Raw genomic sequence first — 19,819 nt, 5'->3', positions numbered from 1 at the left:
AGTTACGACTAGAAAGTTTCTAGAATTAACTCAAATTTAAATGAAATAAATTGAATTTGAAAGCTTTTAATTCTAAAGCTTTTGAGGTACTGAAATGGAAGTGATATATGCATCTAAAGATTGATCAGCTCCAAGATTGAGTTTCTTTTTCAGTCTGAATCTTGTTGATTTTATAGCGTCAATACTTGTTTTACGTAAACTTGCAATTTCCTTCCTTGAAAACCCTATTTTAATAAAAGAACAAACTTCAATATCTGTTTTTGTAAGATTTGGATGCAGTTCCTTTAAGCTTTTTAGAAAATCATAATTAAGAGTTTCAATATTTTTTTTGAGTACTAAAATTTTTGAATCTTCTAGTTTGTCGGCTTTTAAATCGGCAATAATTCCTTTTAGAGTAACACCTTCTTCTTCATGAGATAATTTAGACAGATTATTCGCAAGTTTTTCTTTGGTTTGCAAATGAATAACAGTTTCCGTTAAAAGCTCATTTACTTCCTCAGTAAGTTTCTTTTTGTCCGAACTTAAAATCGAAATTTCTTCGTCGCTTTTCTTTAATTTTTTCTCAAATAACTTACCAAGTTTACGTTCTTTAATCCATCTTTTTCTTAAGATTCTAATTACAAAAAAAGCAATCACTAAACCAATAATACTCAAAAGACCAATAAATTTATTTTGTGCCAATGCTTTATCTTTTTCAAGAACTAATATTTCTTTCTGTTTTACGAATAAAATACTGTCTTTCAATTTCTTTTTAGCAAAAGCGTTTGCCATTTCTATCTCCTTTATTTCTTTTGACTTTTTGTCCGTATAAATGTCGTTTTGAGTTTTTTCGTAGGTTTTATAATCTTTTAGAGCAAGGCTGAGTTTTCCTATTTTTTCATAGATCATACTTCTTAACTCATAAGTCTTTGATTCCAAATGTTTCTTTTCGATTTGGTTGGCCAGGAGTATAGTAGTATCGGCATATTTTTTTGCTAATTGATACTTTTTGAATTCATAATTTATCTTCGCTAAATCATAATAACTTTCGGTCAGATAATGTTTGTGTTCTTCCTTTTTAAAGAAACGAGTAGTTTCTTTCGCCATAGAAATTAAATCATTGTAGGAATAAGTTCCATTCAAATCTTGTAAAGTGCGTTTTCCATCTAATTCTTCAGCAGGATATTTAGAGTGATATTCTTGTAATGAATATCGCACAAACTGAATATTTGAAGCAAAATACTCTAAGTCGGCTTTTGTTTCTTTAAAAATAACTCGGGCTTTTTCTAAGTAGTAAAAAGCAGAATCCATTATTTCTCTATGATTAAAATTTCCAGCAAGCATTCTGTAGCTTACTCCAAGTTGTTTCTTGTAGGGTTTGGTATTAATATTAACAGCTTTTTTGAAATGCTTATCAGCACTTATGTAGTCATATTGATAAGAATATAAATTACCAATATTCATGTTAATGGTAATAAGTTTATTGGTGTCTTTAATTTGTTCATAAAGCTTATTAGCCTTATTGTAATTTCGTAAAGACTTAGGATAATTACTTCTAATTCTAGAAATTATTCCTCTTCGGCTATAAATTTGACCTTGATGTTTTCGTGAATCATAATCTACAGTATCTAACATTTTTAAAATTTCTGTTAGTAATGAATCTGCCTTGTTCAAATCACGAACATGATAGTACGCATTCAGTCGAAGGTAGTTTACAATTTTAATAGAATCGTTAGTTGAGGTTTGAATAGATTCGTGTAGTTTCTCCAGTTTAGATTTCTCTTTTTGAGAAAAAGAGTTCAAAGAAAGAAGGACAATAAAAAAACAGATTAGCTTCTGCATAAAGTAAGGGAATGATTAAGACTCTCTAAAGTTAATTGAAATTATCTTAAATAAAAAAAGCATCGCTGTTAGCGATGCTTTTTGTTGCTCCCCCTCTTGGGCTCGAACCAAGGACCCTCTGATTAACAGTCAGATGCTCTAACCAACTGAGCTAAGGAGGAGTTTGCGACACATTTTGTGTTTTGCGAGTGCAAATATAGCACCCTTTTTTTATTCCACAAATATTTTTCGAAAAAAAATTAAAAAAATATTTTTTTCTGCTCAGAATTAAAATTTTAAAAAAGGAACTCGATTCTACTAAAAGTTGTACTTTTGTATTTGTTATTCTTATTACAGAAAAGTACAATTGTATATATGGACAAGTTTTCGTTCTTAAATGCAGCGCATGTAGGTTTTATTAGTGAGCTGTATGAACAATACCAAAAAAACCCAGATGCAGTAGAACCAAGTTGGAGAAGTTTTTTCCAAGGTTATGATTTGGCTAACGAGAATTTTTCGTTAACCGAGGATGAAGAAGAAATTGAAATTCCTGAAGAAGTTCGAAAAGAATTTTTAGTAATCGATTTAATTAATGGATATCGTACAAGAGGTCATTTATTTACCAAAACGAATCCAGTTAGAGAGCGTAGGCAATATACACCAACTCTAGATCTAGAGAATTTTGGATTAGCACAAAACGATTTATCAACAGTATTTAATGCAGGACAAATCTTAGGAATTGGACCGCAAACATTATCTGTTATAGTTCAACACTTAAAAGCTATTTATTGTGATAGTATTGGTGTTGAATATATGTATTTAAGAAACCCGGAAGAAATCAAGTGGTGGCAAGATCGTTTGAACCAAAATGATAATCACCCAAGTTATAATTTAGAAGAAAAGAAATATATCTTATCTAAATTAAATCAAGCTTCTACGTTTGAGAGTTTCTTACAAACAAAATATGTAGGTCAAAAACGTTTCTCAGTTGAAGGTGGTGAAACTTTAATTCCAGGAATTAGTGTTGCGCTTAGAGACGCAGCAGAAAAATATGGAGTTCAAGAGTGTGTTTTAGGAATGGCTCACCGTGGTCGTTTAAATACACTAGTAAACATTTTCAAAAAACCAGTTCGTGATTTATTTAGCGAATTTGAAGGTAAAGACTTTGAAGATGAAACTATCGATGGAGATGTAAAATATCACTTAGGTCTTACATTAAGCAAATCGTATAGAGGCGGACAGGAAATGAAAATGAATTTAGTTCCTAACCCTTCTCACTTAGAAACTGTTGATGCAGTTGCTGAAGGAATTGTTAGAGCTAAAGTAGATTTAGATTACGATGGAGATGATGCCAAAATACTTCCAATTTTAGTGCATGGTGATGCAGCTATTGCTGGTCAAGGAATTGTGTATGAGGTGGTACAAATGGCTCAGTTAAACGGATATAAAACTGGAGGAACAATTCACGTGGTGGTAAATAACCAAGTTGGATTTACTACGAATTACTTAGATGCTCGTTCAAGTACATATTGTACTGATGTTGCAAAAGTAACTTTGTCTCCGGTATTACATGTAAATGCAGATGATGCAGAAGCTGTATGTCATGCAATGCAAATTGCTGTTGAATATAGAGCTAAGTTTAAAAAAGATGTTTTTATTGATTTACTAGGATATCGTAAATACGGTCATAACGAAGGTGATGAACCAAGTTTTACGCAACCGAAGTTATATAAAACAATTAAAAAGCATAAGAATGCAAAAGAGATTTATGTAGCTAAGTTGTTGGAAGAAAATGCAATAACTAAAGACTATGTAAATCAAATAACAGACGAATTCAAAGCACATCTAGAAGCTGAATTCACAGAGTCAAAAAAGAAAACTACTTCTAAAATTCAAGACTTCATGCCAGATGTATGGGATGGATTTGTAAGAAAACAATTAGAAGATATGTTACAGCCAGTAGATACAAGCTATTCGGTTGAAGCATTAAAAGATATCGCAAAAGTAATTTCTTCTACACCTGAAGGGCATAAGTTTGTTCGTAAAGCTGAGCGTATTTTAAAAGGGCGTGCAGATATGGTGTTTGAAAAGAATGAGTTAGATTGGGGTACTGCTGAAAATTTAGCTTACGGTACCTTATTAGAAGAAGGATTTAATGTTCGTATTTCAGGAGAAGATGTAGAAAGAGGTACATTCTCTCACCGTCATGCCATTATGCGTGATGAAAATACATTAGAGCGTGTAAACTTATTAAATACGAATCCAAAGAATAAAGGAGAATTAACAATTTACAATTCTCACTTATCTGAATACGGAGTTTTAGGTTTCGATTACGGTTATGCAATGGCTGCACCAAATACACTAACAATTTGGGAAGCGCAATTTGGTGATTTTGCCAATGGAGCACAAATTGTATTTGATCAGTACATTTCTTCAGCAGAAGATAAATGGAAATTGCAAAACGGATTGGTAATGTTATTACCGCATGGATATGAAGGTCAAGGACCTGAACATTCATCTGCAAGGATAGAACGATTCTTACAATCGTGTTCTACGGATAACTGGACTATTGCAAATTGTTCAACCCCAGCCAATATGTATCATATCTTACGTCGTCAAATGAAACGTGAGTTCAGAAAACCTTTAGTGGTATTTACACCAAAGAGTTTATTACGTTTGCCTGCGGCAGTAAGTACAATTGAAGAATTAGCAGAAGGAGGATTCCAAGAGGTAATTGATGACACAATTGATACAGCTAAAGCTAAAAAGATGGTGTTCTGTACTGGTAAATTCTATTATGATTTATTAGCTGAGCGTCAGAAGTTAGAAAGAGATGATGTTGCTTTAGTAAGAATTGAGCAATTATTCCCATTACATAATGATAAGATTAAAGCTGTAATGGATAGATATCCGAATGTAGATCGTTACGTTTGGGCACAAGAAGAACCTAAAAATATGGGAGCTTGGTTACACATGTTAGACCGTTTTGAATTAGCGAATTTAGAATGTGTTTCTGAAGCATACAGAGCTGCACCAGCAGCAGGTTCGAAGAAACGTTCAGAAGAGCGTCATCAGGCAATAATCGACAAAGTTTTTGATAAATAAAGAATAAAATAAACTCAGAAAAAAAAGAAAATATGAGTGTTTTAGAAATGAAAGTTCCTTCTCCGGGGGAATCAATTACAGAAGTAGAAATAGCAACTTGGTTAGTTGAAGATGGTGATTATGTAGAGAAAGATCAACCAATTGCAGAAGTTGATTCTGACAAAGCTACGTTAGAATTACCTGCGGAAGAAAGCGGAATTATCACTTTAAAAGCAGAGGAAGGAGATGCAGTAGCAGTTGGTGCTGTAGTATGTCATATTGATATGAGTGCTGCAAAACCAGAAGGAGGAGAAGAGAAGAAAGAAGCTCCAAAAACTGAAGAGAAAAAAGAAGCTCCAAAAGCTGAACCAGCTAAGGAAACTTATGCAACAGGAACAGCTTCTCCAGCAGCTAAGAAAATTTTAGCTGAAAAGGGAATGAGTGCTTCAGATATTAAAGGAACAGGAAAAGACGGTAGAGTTACTAAAGACGATGCTGTACAAGCTGTTCCATCTATGGGAACTCCAGGAATGGGATCTCGTGGTTCTGAGCGTAAAAAGCTTTCTATGTTACGTAGAAAAGTTGCCGAGCGTTTAGTTGCTGTAAAAAATGAAACTGCAATGTTAACTACGTTCAACGAAGTTAACATGCAACCAATTTTTGATTTACGTAAAGAGTATAAAGAAGACTTTAAAGCTAAACATGGTGTTGGTTTAGGATTCATGAGTTTCTTTACATTAGCTTGTGTGCGTGCATTACAAATGTATCCAGCTGTAAACTCAATGATTGATGGAAAGGAAATGATATCTTATGATTTCCAAGATATTTCAATCGCAGTTTCTGGGCCAAAAGGATTAATGGTACCAGTAATTAGAAATGCTGAAAACTTAACGTTTAGAGGTGTTGAGAGTGAAGTAAAGCGTTTAGCGATTAGAGCTCGTGAAGGCCAGATTACTGTTGATGAAATGACTGGAGGAACATTCACAATTACTAATGGTGGTGTATTCGGTTCTATGTTATCCACTCCAATTATCAATCCTCCACAAAGTGCAATTTTAGGAATGCACAATATTGTTAACCGTCCAATGGCTGTTAATGGAGAAGTGGTTATTCAACCAATTATGTATGTAGCTTTATCATATGACCACAGAATTATTGATGGTAAAGAATCTGTAGGTTTCTTAGTTGCTGTTAAAGAAGCATTAGAAAACCCTGTAGAGCTACTTATGGGAGGAAATCCTAAGAAAGCTTTAGAAATGTAATTTTTTACATGAAAAGAATATAAATTAAAATCCTATACTTAAAAGAGTGTAGGATTTTTTTATGCCAAAAAACAAGTAATACCTTAATGGAATCAAATAATCAAAAAACTGCTATTACTACTAAAAGAATTGAGTTACTCGACGTGTATAGAGGATTCGCTATTTTAGGAATCTTTGTGGTAAACATTGTAATTATGAACTCTACTTTTTTGAATCAAGATGAGTTTGCTAAACAATGGACGTCTAGTTTAGATATTGCTATACAAAAGATACTACAGCTGTTCTTCTACACTAAATTTTTTCCAATATTCTCACTGTTATTTGGGTTAGGAATTTCAATGCAAGCAGTAAAATTATCGGAAAAAGGAAAACTTAGTAAGGCCTTCTTTTTTAGACGAATGTTTTTTCTATTCCTATTTGGTGTTTTACATATTTTACTTCTTTGGTCTGGAGACGTATTGAATATGTATGCTCTGTTAGGTTTATTGGCAGTTTTTTTAATTACTAAATCCAATAAATTAATCTTAGGATTATCGCTTTTCTTTTTAGTGTTTCCTTTTTATGATAACGTATTTGAGCAATTATCCGGTTTTATTGGATACAATCCTGGAGTCTATTTAGAAGGTTATACTGGCGAAACAGTAAAAGAAATAATTGTAAACGGTTCTTACTTTGAAGGTTTAAAGCTTAGAATATTAGAGTACTTATCGAATTTCCCAATGCTTGTTGGATTTTTAGCTCCAATCGCATTATCAATGTTTTTGTTAGGAACTTATCTTGGGAAAAACAAGATATATGAGTCTTTAGATATCTTCATATTAAAAATTAAGAAACCTGTTATCATCATTACAATACTATCTAATTTATATAGAATTTTATTCTTGTATGTTATTGTAAAATTAGATGTATATAAAATTGATTTTGCTCGTCAGCTTTTTATCAAACTCATGGTGATTTCAGATGTAATCATGGGATTATTTTATCTATGGATAATTGGTTGGTTATGGTACAATACTAAATTAAAATCGTTATTAAATCCATTACAATATGTTGGAAAAATGGCCTTAACGAATTATTTAATGCACAGTTTTATCGGATTGATTCTGTTTTCATCTATTGGTTTTGGTTTATATGAAACTATGAGTCCAACTCAAACTTTTTTAACGGCTATACTTGTATTTATGGCACAGGTTATTTTAAGTAGAATTTGGTTAACGTATTTTCATTTTGGTCCTTTGGAATGGGTTTGGAGATGTTTAACCTACAAGAAGTTGTTTAAGCTTAAAAAGAATAAATAATAATGGTTATTCTTTTGCAAATTTAATATCAAATGATTTCACTGGATATCCATCTATTATAATTTCATTACTCGTTTTATAAGCAAAAATCGAATCCTTTATGGTGCTATCCTTATGCATAATATTATAAGTAATTTTGATCCTTTCAATTGAGTCGGAAACTTTTAAAACGTTATTTGAAATGCTTATGTTTTCGATAGAACTAGCTTCTAAATTTTTGACTTCAATTATTTTGTTTTGAGATAGATTTTGTAATTGTGAGTTGAGATCTTTTGCAAAATCTGGATGTTTCTCTTTTAATTTCAATAGGTCAAAATATGTCGTCAGTTTCTCTTTTAAAATAGAGCTGTCTTCCATTTTAGAATCAGATGCTTCGAATAGAATTTCCTCTGAAGTACTTTTTTTATCCATAGATGGAGAATTCGCGCAAGACGAAATCAATAAAACCACGATTATGTAAATCAATCTTTTCATTTTACAATAAATTTAAGCTTTACAATCTTTCCATTTCTAATGGATTTATCTAATATTTTAATACGTTGTAAACTCTTTGTTGGCGTAGAAATAAGTTGAATGAAACTCATCTTAGAATAAATCTCGACACCTAATCGGTTTCTATAAAAACGATAAATCTCCGCATTGGGATCAATTAAATTGTCAAGTTTTGCTTTATGTGCCTTCCATTCTTGAACATTATTGTTGGCATAATAATCTAACATTAAAGAATAATCATCCGAGGCAATTCTGACTGTATTGTTATTGTTAGATGAAAACGATCTTTTTATTGTATCGGTTTTGTGATATGGAGAAGAGACTACAAAGGTAATTTGTTTTTCAGAAGTTGAATATCGAAAACATCCTGTTGAATCTGTCTTAAAATAAATAGGCGATTCATGTAAAGAAAGCATCTTGATATCTAAACTTGTTTTAGTGATAGGAGCATCAGTGATTTGGTCAACAAAACAAAAAACGTATTCATTATTTGGTTTAATCAAATTCCAAACGATTAAACAAACTACAAGTATTAAAGCTCCTATTTTCGCATAACTATTTTTCTTTGGAATAGATTTTTGATGTTGATTTACAAAATCATTCCAATTTTCATAACCAACATAACGACTCAATAAATTTAGAATATCAATTCGAGGTAATTTGTCAGTGGAGTTTTTACAGTACGTATAAAACCATTTTTCACTCACCTTTCCTTTAACCTTATCAAATAAATCCTCTTGAAATAGTATGATGCTTTCGCCCTTCCATTCTTCAATAGTTTTTGGAGCACTATGAGTTTTTAAAAAAGTACTTACGATTTCTTTCTTAAGTAATTCAAAGTGAAAAATGTCGGTTTTTTCCAAAGACAATTTATTGAGTTTTTCTGTAAATCGTTTTACAAAGCTTTTACAAGTGTTTTACAATCCTATGTTCAACTGTAAAAATAAGTTTGACACCAGAATTAGTAAATATAAAATTATGAAAGTTTATTTAAATGAAATTCAAATTAAAATTTTAATTGCATTAATGCTTTTTTTAGGGTTCATTTCTTGTAATCAATCATCAGAATATAAAGAGAATATTTCTGTATCTGAGGTTTACGATATTTCTAATGCGTTGCCAAGTAAAGATGTAAAGACAGATGGAAATAAAAATAGAATTACACCGAATAATAAAATTGATCAATTAAAAATAATTAAATCAGGAACTTTAAAACTAAAAGTTAAGGATGTAAAAGAAACAACTAAGCGAATTAAAGTAATAACAGGGAAATTCAATGCGTATGTAGCAAACCTAAAGTATGTGAATAATTCATATCAAAAAGAAAACAACTTTAAGATTAAAGTACCTAAAGAATATTTTGACGTGTTGTTAGATAGTATAAGTGCTTATGCTGATGTCATTGATCAAGAAACTGTGAATACACAAGATGTTACCGAACAGTTTGTAGACGTATCTTCAAGATTAGAGACAAAACTACAAGTAAAGGAACGCTATGAAAATGTTTTGCGTAAAAAGGCAAAAACTGTTGAGGACGTAATCTATACGGAAGAAAAATTGGGAAGTATTCAAGAAGAAATTGAAGCTGCTCAGGGTAGACTGAAATATTTATCAAATCGTATCGCTTTTAGTTCTATAGATGTTATTCTCTATGAAGAAATTAAGTATAAAGATGAAATAGTACAACGAGATACATTCTGGACTAAAAGTAAAGAAGGATTGCTATTCGGTTTGGGGTTATTAGAAAATTTAGTGTTAGTTCTTGTCCATTCTTGGTCAATACTGGTGTTAATTCTTGTGGGAATTTTGTTATGTAGAAAGAGGAAAAGAGCATAATTAAAGAGTGAAAAGTTAAATCCTACACCGTCGTGTGGGATTTTTCATATCTTTGCCCGATCACCCCACAAATATCCCTTACAATGCGTTTAAAGCAATTATTTCTTGCTTTATTTATATTACTGAGTATAATGGATGTTTCCATTATAATGCTTGATTTTAAAGAGGCTTTATGGTTACCTCGTTCCTTAAGTTTAATTTCTATTGTATTATACGGTTATTACTCAATAAAAGATGTTCCTTTTAGTTTTTGGGTTTTATCGTTTTTTATTGTGAGTACAGGTTTCCTGTTTTCTCTTGATGATTATACTTTAATTGGAATGCTGAGTTTAATCGGACTTAGATTATCCTGGACAAAACTTATATTCGATATAAATACTAAGATTGACAAAACAATACTCTTAATTGCTTTTGCAATAACAACTGCCATGTTTGGCGTAATTTTATATTTGCTATACACCGATTCGATTTTTTATTATTTATCGATTGCAACAACACTTGGACTCGTATTATTACTCTCAACTTCGTTTTCATTACTTACAACCAAAGGAATGAAATTCGGGAATAAAGAAATGATTATTTCTATAGGAATCTTCATTCTTTCAGATGCGTTATCTGGTTCTAAGAAAATAGCAGGAACTTCTTTGTTTTATATTATTTTGAGTGTTGTTTTATATAATACAGCGTATTATTTTCTGATGAGAGCCTTAATTAAAAACATTTCTCGTAATCGATTAAATTCTTGATTCGCTCATTTTCTGGGGTTAATGTTGTAACTTGAAAGAGTTAACCAAATGAATCTTATCATGAAATTAGGAGCCTTCTCAATAAGTTTAGCTGTAAAGAGTTTACAAAAATCTAAAGAGTTTTATGAAACTTTAGGATTTACCAATTTTGCAGGAACAATAGAACATAATTACTTAATTATGAAGAATGGAAATTCACTAATTGGATTATTTCAAGGAATGTTTGAAAATAATATTTTAACGTTTAATCCAGGTTGGGATGAAAATGCGAATGCTTTAGAAGAATTTGATGATGTGAGAAGTATCCAAAAACATTTAAAAGAAAATCATATAAAATTAGAAAAGGAAGCTGATGAAACAACAAGTGGTCCTGCAAGCATAGTGTTTTTTGACCCTGATGGAAATACAATTTTAATTGACCAACATGTATAAAATAAACGCCTCTCAATTTGAGAGGCGTTTTGTTTACTTACTTTTTAATAATTTTTTTGACTGTGGTTTTACCATTCATAGTGATACGAACAAAGTAAATACCATTGGTTAAACGGCTTTGAATTTCATTAAGTTTAAATTCATGCATTCCAGAGTCAATTTTAGCATTAATTATAGTTTCAGAAGTACCAAAGACACTTATCAATTCAACTTTTAGATTTGTTTTATCCTTAGAATTACCAATTCTTATTTTCGAATTTTCATTAATTGAATTAGGATATACAGAAATAAAATCTGGTTGATTAAGATTAGTTATCTGTTCAGTATTCCTAGATTGTAAAGTATTTGGTTCTGAATCATACCAAGTTCCATTATAATACCAACCGTTAGAACATCTAGATAAATCTGCAGTTTGTGAATTTCCATTATTGCTGAATATTACATTTGCACAATTAGTATCAGAAAAAGTATAGCTAAACCAACCATTAGCTTCAGGCTGCATACTTTCGCCTGGCCATATAGTTGTGAAGTTTGAAGGAGAAGTATTCCAGAAATAAATTTCAGGATCACTAAAGGAATCAGATTTGAAATATACTTTTAAATCATTAGAATTTGGTTGTTCATCAAACCAAGTTCCATTAAAGTACCAACCATCTCCACAACGTTGTAAATCGGCCGTTTGATTCGAGCCATTATTACTGAAAATTAAGTTAGTACATTCAACTCCTTCAAAAGTGTAAGAGAACCAACCATTCCCAATATCATTCATACTTATACCAGGCCAAGATGTTGTTAAAGAAGCGGGACTCGTATTCCAGAAGTAAATACTTGGATTCGGAAGATCTCCTTTATAGTAAACCGTCATAGAATTTGATTGTTCACTAAATGTATAAGTCTCAGAAATCAAATTTGAAGCTAATCCTGCAGAATCAAAAGCAACAGCTTTTAGTGTTGTTTCAGTAGTAATTGATATTGGACCATTATAAATAGGTGACGTATTTGTTGGTGTGGAATTATCTAATGTATATCGAATTACAGGATTAGGATCATTACTATCTGTTGCGGTTAAAGAAACTTGAACCGTTTCTCCAAGATTATATTCACCACCAGGAGGATTTATTGTTAATTCAGGAGCTTGATTACCTGTGGTACAGGGAACAGGCATTTGACTATCTAAAAACAAATCTTCTGTTTGACCACCACATTGATTAATAATATAGTTTGTACTCAATATTCCAGGTAATTCATATTTATACCATCCTTCACAACCATCTCCTAAAGGAGTCATTTCTACTCCTGGCCAAGTAACATCTGGCAAAACATTTGGTTCTTCTAACCAATAATAAACTCTTGGTACTTCTGAACATTCAGAAAATGTATAAAGTGTAAAACCATCTATTTCACCTATTGAATATTTTCTAGTGACTACAGAGGATAGTTCACCATTTGAATTTTGAGCGACGATTTGAACATCAACAGTTTCTGTAAAAGTTACATCTCCTGAATATATATTCCAGTTACTTAAATTATCTGTACTAAGATTTAAATTAGTAGTGTAGTAAATTGTTGGGTTAGGGTCATCAGTATCGTTTGCTGAAGCTGTCATAGTTATAGTGTTAGGATCATAACTACTTTCTGGCATAACAGCTAAAGAAGGACGATTTGTAGGGTTTGTTTCTTCTATAAGTATAATTCCATTGCTATGAGCATTAAAAGTTACCGAACCATTAGATACTGTAGCAACAGATTCTGTATAAAAATCTCGTAATTCTGTACCATTAGGAAACATAGAAGATACATTGACGGTTGTGTTTCCTGATGCACCAACGACAACTATTACTCTATCATTTTCAAGCGTTCTAGAAAAAGTATACGGACTGCTAGATAATTGTTGATGCGTTCCACCGCCTACTGCAAGATGATTTCTTCTAAATTGACCTAATCTTTGCCAGTGATTCTGAATGTTGGTGTTAATGTTATTCCAGTTCATGTAAGATCGTGTTCCTTGTTGTGGATCACCACCTTGAGGACCCTCAGGTCTACCAGTTTCATCACCATAAAAAATTTGAACAGATCCAGGAGCTAATAACAAACTAGTTCCTCCATTAATTAAATTACCTCTATCAAATAAAGAAGTGTCATGAGAAGAAATATAACTAAGAGCATTCCAGTCAGATGCGGAGTTAATAGCATTGGCATAATTAGAGTAAATATTTTCTAAATCGTTAATATTTCCCGCTCTTCCTTGAAAATCAAAATTTATTAAACCATCAAAACCATTATCAATATGATATTGTGATCTTCCAAATCCATAACCGAAATTTTCTCCTACCATCCAAAATGGTAAATCATCTATTTTTTTAGTTGGATTATTATTTTTCCAGTCTTGTAAAGCAATAACGGCTTGTTCTTTTAATATTCTCCAAGCTTCACCTTCCACATGTTTTTCAGTATCAACTCTAAAACCGTCAATTCCAAATTCTCTAACCCAATCTGTTAACCACTTTACGAAGTGATTTCTCACTGTTCTACGATATCCTGTTCTATTGAAAAAATCATTTAATTCAGACTGTTCTTGAGCTAATTTACTAGAAGACCATTTTCTTAGTAAGATTGGAGGTAATCCAACCTCATTATTTGCTTCTGTAACTACATCTGGTAGTCCTGCCAAAGTTTGTGTTAGCTCATCACCTCCAGGAGAAGGATAACTAGGTAAACCTGCGCGAATCCAATTACCAGACCACCAATTCCCCCAATTATTACAACTATTCGAATAATTGATAAATAAATCGTGTATGCTTGCCCAAGTTTGGCCATTAGAAGGACGCCAACCTCGCCAACTATCGTTTACACATCCAAAGTTGAATTCTTGCATGTCGTGTAAAGTATTGTAACCAACATGGTTCATCACAACATCCATAACTAAACGAATACCATGATCGTGAGCAGCGTCAACAAATGCTCTGAATTCTTCTTCAGTTCCAAAATTAGCATCCATCTCTGTCCAATCTAATCCATAATAACCATGGTAAGCATAATGTCTGAACTCTCCATTTTGTCCTCCAGAAACCCATCCATGAATTTGTTCGTATGGTGCTGAAAACCATATCGCGTTTACGCCTAAATCATCAAAATATCCTTCGTTTATTTTTTGAGTTAATCCTACAAAATCTCCTCCATAGAAATTTCCAACTTGATCAAATCCATAATCATTTCCGTTTCCATCTTTTCCTCGTCCATAAGACTGGTCATTACTTGTTTTTCCGTTTTCAAAACGATCTTGGATTACAAAATATACGGTTGAATTGTCCCAGCTAAAGGGTTTGTTTCGGTTTTCATTTTGTCCTACTACAATAAAACTAAGTAGTAAGAATAAACTTATTATTAGTGTTCTCATTTGGTTTGTTTTTTTTAAAAAAATAGGATGAAAAGAAGCCGCCTAATTGGTTTTTAGACGACTTCGATTTCTTACTTCTTGATAATTTTTTTAACTGTAGTTTTTCCGTTCATTGTAACACGAACAAAATAGATTCCATTGATTAATTGATTTTGAATTTCATTAAGTTTAAATTCATGCATTCCCGAATTGATTTTAGTATCAACTAGAGTTTGGGAAGTGCCATAAACACTAATTACTTCAATTTTTAAATCTGTTTTACCATTTGAATTACCAATTCTCACTTTCGAATTCTCATTAATTGAGTTCGGATAAATTGATATTAAATCTGGATGGTTCGAAGTACTAGAAATTGAATTAGTTCTGGCTTGTAAATTATCCGGATTAGAATCATACCAAGTTCCATTATAATACCAACCTTCAGAACATCTGTTTAAATCTGCAGTTTGAGAACTTCCATTATTACTGAATATAATATTTGAACAATCTGTATTACTAAAAGTGTATTTATACCAACCATTACTTTGTAGCGTCATAGTTTCACCAGGCCAAGTTGTAGTTAGGTTAGAAGGTGTAACATTCCAAAAATATATTTCAGGATTACTATAAGAATCAGACTTGAAATAGATGTTTAAATCGTTTCCAGTAGGTTGTTCTTCAGGATTAGAATCGTGCCAAGTACCATTGAAATACCAACCATCTCCACATCGTTGTAAATCATCAGTTTGATTATTTCCGTTACGACTAAAAATCAAATTGGTACAATTCACATTACTAAAAGTATAAGAAAACCAGCCATTACCAATATCAGTCATATTTTCACCTGGCCAAGATGTTGTAGCTGTTCCAGGACTAGTATTCCAGTAATATATGTTCGGATTCGAAATGTTTCCTTTGTAATAAATTGTTATACCATCAACAGGGTCTGGATCTGGATCATCAGGAGTTGTATTATCTCTTGGATCTGTATCGAACCATTGGTCATCTTGAAACCATCCATCTTGAGCTCTAACTAAATCATCAGTTTTTGCATTACCATTATCATTAAATAGTAAGTTAGTACTCGTTACTCCATTAAATATATATTCATACCAATCTGTATTACCAATTTGGTTCATTTCTGGACCAGGCCAATTGCTGGCAGGTAAAACATCAGGAGATTCATTCCAATAATGCACATTTACTTGTGACCAAGAATCGGGTTTTTTAAAGTATACATGTAATCCTTGAATCGGTCCAATTGTAAAGTTTTGAGTTACGATATCAGATGCTATTCCATTACTGTCAAATGCAATTGCTTTTACTGTAGAAGAACTATTGATCGTAAAAGAACTTGTATAGCGATTGCTAGATTGATTTGGATTAGAATTATCAGTAGTATAGAAAATTTCTAAGCTTCCAGAACCACCATAAGCTTCCATTGAAACTTGTATTGGATTTTCGGATTGAATTGTATTCGAATTAATTGTTACAATAGGTTTACTAGGACCGTTAACACAGGACTCAAAATATCCACCACCGCATGGTCCAATTAAACCTGGTCCGTTTAAAACATAAACTCCTGCAGAACCAGAAGTAACTGAAAAATTGATCCTACCTCCAGAAGCAAACGTTTCTCGTCCAGTTACAGCATCTCTGTAAACGCCATCAGTAACTCCAGTTATAGAAAAGGATGCACCGCCATCTTTGGCTAATCCAACAACAACTTCACTGTTTCCATGAACTCTTTTATAAGAAACAGCATTTCCTGGAGCTTCTTTCCATTCCCAGCTTCCTTTTTGCAAAGCAGGAATAGCACGTCGCATTGCATTCAACTTTTTTATTTGTTGATAGATTTTGTGACTTGGAGCCTGATCCATCACATCACCATAATAAGCTCTACCAGTATTGTCAATAGATTCTTGAATTCCAGCAGCATTGTGAATATCTGCAAATTCACCAGCTTTAAAGCGCATTTCAGTTCCGTAATAAACTGTAGGAATTCCACGCCAAGTAAACATAAAGTTCATACACGCAGCTAAGTTTTCGTCGCTTCCTCCATAACGTCTGTTCCAATCGTTATTTGGACCAAAGTCATGATTGTCTAACCAAGTAACTAGAGTAGAAGGATCACTATATAAATGATCGTAACGTGCGGCTGCTTTTACCGTAGGAAAGGATTGTCCTTCTTCAAAAGTTCCATGAAAAGTTGCTTCACCGTAAAAATCAATTACAGCTAAATCTAATGGAGCAGAATTATTTACTGCGCCACGCCAAGTGTAATAGTGAGGATTAATTTCTTCTACAGGATGAAGTTCATGTCGCTTTTGAGCAACTTCTCCGAATATAAAAAGGTTAGGATTGATAGCTTTGAATGCGTCAAAGAAATACAGCACATCTTCTTTACTCATATGCTTTAACGTATCCCAGCGAAAAGCATCTACTCCCATTTCGATATATTTACGATATGCGTTCACTAAGTATTCTCTAACTTTTGGACTACTTGTATTTAAATCTGGAGTATCACCAGCAAGAGCTCGATTGTGCAGGTTTTCAATGTCATCAAAACCTTGTGCGAATCCATTACCTGAATGATGATACCAATCTGGATCACTCGTATCCACATAACTTTCTTTTCCTGGGAAATTGTAAGCTGCTAAATTTTGATTATAAGGCGCTGGCATTTTTGCCAAGTTTGCTCTACTCCAAATTAATCCATCATCAGGATTTGGAGTAATTCCGTCATATTCCCAATTTGGATTATCAACTGCGGCCCATGGTTTAGTTGGATCGGTGTTGTACTTAATTTCTGCAACATCTTTAATCCCAAATCGCCCGGCATGATTGGTTACTACATCCAGTACGATTTTCATTCCTTTGGCATGAACTTCATTGATTAAATCTTGGAAAGTTGCACCAGGTGATTCTAATCTAGGATCAACACGAGTAAAATCCCAAGCATGATAACCATGATAATCTAATGGACTTCTGTTGTGAACAATAGGTGTAATCCAAATGGCCGTAAAGCCCATATCTTTTATGTAATCTAATTTTTGAATTAAACCTTTAAAATCACCTCTCCAGGTTACATCATTGGGATCTGTAATACTTGGATTAATGTCGGGATCTGGATTGTACGAAGACCATTCAGTGGGAGCATTGTTGTTTGGGTCTCCATCATTAAATCTACTGGTCAGTAGAAAATAAATTGTTTCTTCTCTAAAATCGTTCTGAGAGAAAACGTTGTCGTAAGTTAACATGGTAATAATGAGTACCACGAAACTTAATCTTGAAAAGTAAGTTTTCATGAATAATAGGGTTTGTTATTGATTAATTTGAGGTTGATAAAAACGTAATGTAAGGGCAGTTGAATTACATTTTTCCACAATTTACCTATTATAATTTGCTTAATTTTCAGTGAGAGAAACCGAAATCGATTTCGTGTTGATAACTTGTAGTTTTAGTTAAAATTTCGATGAATTGAAGCCATAAAAAAAGCTGTTCTCAGGGAAAAGAACAGCTAATGTGTTAAGGGAGAATTGATTATTTATTTTAAGGATTATTTTTCGTTTAACGTCCAGTCATATGTTAAGTATGAAACAGTAGCGTCATCATTAACTTTTGTATTTGAATATTTGTTAATGTAGTCTACTAATGAATTAACCGAAGTAAAATCTTCTTGATACCACTCGAAAATTTTTGAAACTTCAACTTTAGTTAACGAGATTTTATTTTTGCTAGAATCGTTAATGAATTCTTTCATTAAACTCTCTAATTTGTTTTCAATGTTTTTTGCTGTAAAAGCGTAGTTAGGAAATCTAGGTCCAGAAATAGATCCAGCGTTAATTCCCACATGGATTCTAGGATCATCGTGCCATCTTCTTAAGATCTTGTGCTCAATATAATCTAGTGAATATGTTTTCTTACCAACTTTTGCAAAAGGAATTTTCCATGCATTTTTTCCTTTGATTTTGATATCAGTAAGTTTTTTTAATGGGTAGCTATCAATAATTAACTTAATAGAATAAGCATTATATGCATTCATCCAAAAAGCCTTAGCTCTCTTTGAAGACCATTTTTTACTTGGAATGGTTTCTTCTAATTGATTTAAATATATATCTAAAACAGCTTTGTTTTTTCTTAAACCTTTGTAATCTAACTTTCCATCAGGAGTTACATAAGTTTTTAATAAAGCGTCGAATACTTCGTTTGTTTGTGCTTGAATATTTGCTGTGGCAAATACCGCTAATAAAATGATTAATAGTTTTTTCATGTTTTTTAGTTTTTGTCCTCTCTTGGGGTTTCACTCCATTTTTGACGGGAACTTTAAACATTCATTACAAGAAGTGTAAAAAAAAATCAATTTATAAATGAAAAACGCTCTTTTTAAGAGCGTTTTAACATTTTAATTTCCTCTAAAAGTCTTTTTGATCGTAGTTGGTGTTAAATGAGCTTAAATTGAATTTATCTTTTACGAATTTAGCAGGATTAGTTCCAATATCGCCCCAACCCCAAGGAGCATGTGCGGCATTGTTCCTATAAGTATCACCATTAAAACTATTTCCAATAAATAGCGTTGTAAGATTTCGTCTAGACCATAACTCCTCTTTGGTATCTTTTAAGGAATAGAACATGTTTTGCGGAAGATCTTGCTTTTTGGAAGAAGGTTGTTGAACCTCATAAGCATTAGCATTAAATCGATATACAATATGAGTTCCGTCTTCATCACTCGAACTGTTGTACTTTCGAATTCCATGACCTTTAGCTTGAATAAAAGTTTTTACTCGATTTCCTTCAAATAATAGGTCAGATGCTCGATATGTTTTTCTTTCATTGTGATATACCGTTCCGGCATAAATTACTTTTCCAAAACCGTTATTAGCTAATCTTTCTGCACAAATTAAAATTGCCTCAAGATCATTTTCATGAGAGTCTAAGGCACACCATGGAGAATCAGCCCAATCTCTTGGATGATAAACCGAATACAATACGAACCAATGCGTATTTGTACTAGAAAAGTTAAAATAAACAGTGCCTTTTAGAGTTCCTCTGTCTCTCCCTTTTGACAACATGTTTTCCCAATTATTATGAGCGATCCAATCACCATCATAATTTACCGGAGCAATCCAATCAGCAGCTCCAGTTTTTGATGAATTTGAGCAAAAGAATATGTCCGTAATATCTACATCCTGATAAAATGTTGGTGCATAAAATTGTGCAACCTGTTCTCTTATGGATAATACGGATTTAACATTTTGATTAAGGTTTTCCTGGTCTAGTAGTTCTTCATTTGATGTACAAGAAATGAACAATAGAAATGTGGATACTAGTAAAATTTGAGGGGAACTTAGAAATTTCATATGTGATTGATTTTTAAAATTAAGGCTATGAAATTAGGTTCCAGAAGTTAGTTTAATCTTAATACTTTGTAAACGAAACTTTATCATAAAAAGTCATTTTTAAACGCAATAATTTTAATGCAAATCAGTGTTT

The 19,819-nt window shown here is 32.4% G+C and carries 13 protein-coding genes and 1 tRNA gene; 6 read left to right on the top strand and 8 right to left on the bottom strand.

All coding sequences use genetic code 11. From position 1 onward, the window contains the following. Positions 1–72: 72 nt before the first annotated feature. Positions 73–1,821 (bottom strand): tetratricopeptide repeat protein, encoded by a 1,749-nt coding sequence (locus ABNT61_RS10160; protein WP_348743114.1) that lies wholly within the window; start codon positions 1,819–1,821, stop codon positions 73–75. A gap of 87 nt (positions 1,822–1,908) precedes the next feature. Then, a tRNA-Asn gene (locus ABNT61_RS10155) sits at positions 1,909–1,982 on the bottom strand. Between the two features lie 193 nt (positions 1,983–2,175). On the opposite strand from ABNT61_RS10155, the gene ABNT61_RS10150 reads away from it, so the two are divergent. The 3 genes from ABNT61_RS10150 to ABNT61_RS10140 all read left to right on the top strand — a co-directional run bounded on the left by ABNT61_RS10150 (position 2,176) and on the right by ABNT61_RS10140 (position 7,444). Continuing rightward, positions 2,176–4,905 carry a 2-oxoglutarate dehydrogenase E1 component gene (locus tag ABNT61_RS10150; RefSeq protein ID WP_348743113.1) on the top strand — a complete coding sequence of 910 codons (2,730 nt, stop codon included), beginning with the start codon at positions 2,176–2,178 and terminating at the stop codon, positions 4,903–4,905. 32 nt (positions 4,906–4,937) lie between these two features. Next, a complete protein-coding gene (gene odhB / locus ABNT61_RS10145) occupies positions 4,938–6,146 on the top strand; it encodes a 2-oxoglutarate dehydrogenase complex dihydrolipoyllysine-residue succinyltransferase (protein WP_348741507.1) in 1,209 nt (402 codons plus the stop codon). Positions 6,147–6,232: 86 nt separating this feature from the next. Continuing rightward, positions 6,233–7,444, top strand: a complete 1,212-nt coding sequence (locus ABNT61_RS10140) for a DUF418 domain-containing protein (RefSeq protein WP_348743112.1) — start codon at positions 6,233–6,235, stop codon at positions 7,442–7,444. Positions 7,445–7,450: 6 nt separating this feature from the next. On the opposite strand, the gene ABNT61_RS10135 is transcribed toward ABNT61_RS10140, so the two are convergent. Together ABNT61_RS10135 and ABNT61_RS10130 are read right to left on the bottom strand one after the other, a co-directional pair. Next, positions 7,451–7,918: a hypothetical protein gene (locus ABNT61_RS10135; RefSeq protein ID WP_348743111.1), complete on the bottom strand. Its 468-nt coding sequence runs from the start codon at positions 7,916–7,918 to the stop codon at positions 7,451–7,453. Then, positions 7,915–8,799, bottom strand: a complete 885-nt coding sequence (locus ABNT61_RS10130; RefSeq protein ID WP_348743110.1) for a hypothetical protein — start codon at positions 8,797–8,799, stop codon at positions 7,915–7,917. Before ABNT61_RS10130 ends, ABNT61_RS10135 begins: the two co-directional genes overlap by 4 nt. A gap of 115 nt (positions 8,800–8,914) precedes the next feature. On the opposite strand from ABNT61_RS10130, the gene ABNT61_RS10125 reads away from it, so the two are divergent. The 3 genes from ABNT61_RS10125 to ABNT61_RS10115 all read left to right on the top strand — a co-directional run bounded on the left by ABNT61_RS10125 (position 8,915) and on the right by ABNT61_RS10115 (position 10,950). Further along, positions 8,915–9,772: a DUF4349 domain-containing protein gene (locus tag ABNT61_RS10125; protein ID WP_348743109.1), complete on the top strand. Its 858-nt coding sequence runs from the start codon at positions 8,915–8,917 to the stop codon at positions 9,770–9,772. An 83-nt stretch (positions 9,773–9,855) separates the two neighbouring features. Further along, a complete protein-coding gene (locus ABNT61_RS10120) occupies positions 9,856–10,518 on the top strand; it encodes a hypothetical protein (RefSeq protein ID WP_348743108.1) in 663 nt (220 codons plus the stop codon). A gap of 60 nt (positions 10,519–10,578) precedes the next feature. Then, positions 10,579–10,950, top strand: a complete 372-nt coding sequence (locus tag ABNT61_RS10115; RefSeq protein ID WP_348743107.1) for a VOC family protein — start codon at positions 10,579–10,581, stop codon at positions 10,948–10,950. Positions 10,951–10,987: 37 nt separating this feature from the next. On the opposite strand, the gene ABNT61_RS10110 is transcribed toward ABNT61_RS10115, so the two are convergent. The 4 genes from ABNT61_RS10110 to ABNT61_RS10095 form a co-directional block, all read right to left on the bottom strand. Continuing rightward, positions 10,988–14,347, bottom strand: a complete 3,360-nt coding sequence (locus ABNT61_RS10110) for a starch-binding protein (RefSeq protein WP_348743106.1) — start codon at positions 14,345–14,347, stop codon at positions 10,988–10,990. Positions 14,348–14,418: 71 nt separating this feature from the next. Continuing rightward, positions 14,419–17,634 (bottom strand): starch-binding protein, encoded by a 3,216-nt coding sequence (locus ABNT61_RS10105; protein WP_348743105.1) that lies wholly within the window; start codon positions 17,632–17,634, stop codon positions 14,419–14,421. 251 nt (positions 17,635–17,885) lie between these two features. Next, a complete protein-coding gene (locus ABNT61_RS10100) occupies positions 17,886–18,599 on the bottom strand; it encodes a DUF547 domain-containing protein (protein ID WP_348743104.1) in 714 nt (237 codons plus the stop codon). 142 nt (positions 18,600–18,741) lie between these two features. Beyond that, positions 18,742–19,686 carry an NPP1 family protein gene (locus ABNT61_RS10095; protein ID WP_348743103.1) on the bottom strand — a complete coding sequence of 315 codons (945 nt, stop codon included), beginning with the start codon at positions 19,684–19,686 and terminating at the stop codon, positions 18,742–18,744. Positions 19,687–19,819 lie beyond the last annotated feature (133 nt).

Source organism: Tenacibaculum sp. 190524A05c (assembly GCF_964036595.1).
Lineage (GTDB): Bacteria > Bacteroidota > Bacteroidia > Flavobacteriales > Flavobacteriaceae > Polaribacter > Polaribacter platacis.
Note: the sequence above shows the minus strand (reverse complement) of the source record. Positions and strands in the feature narration are given on the sequence as shown.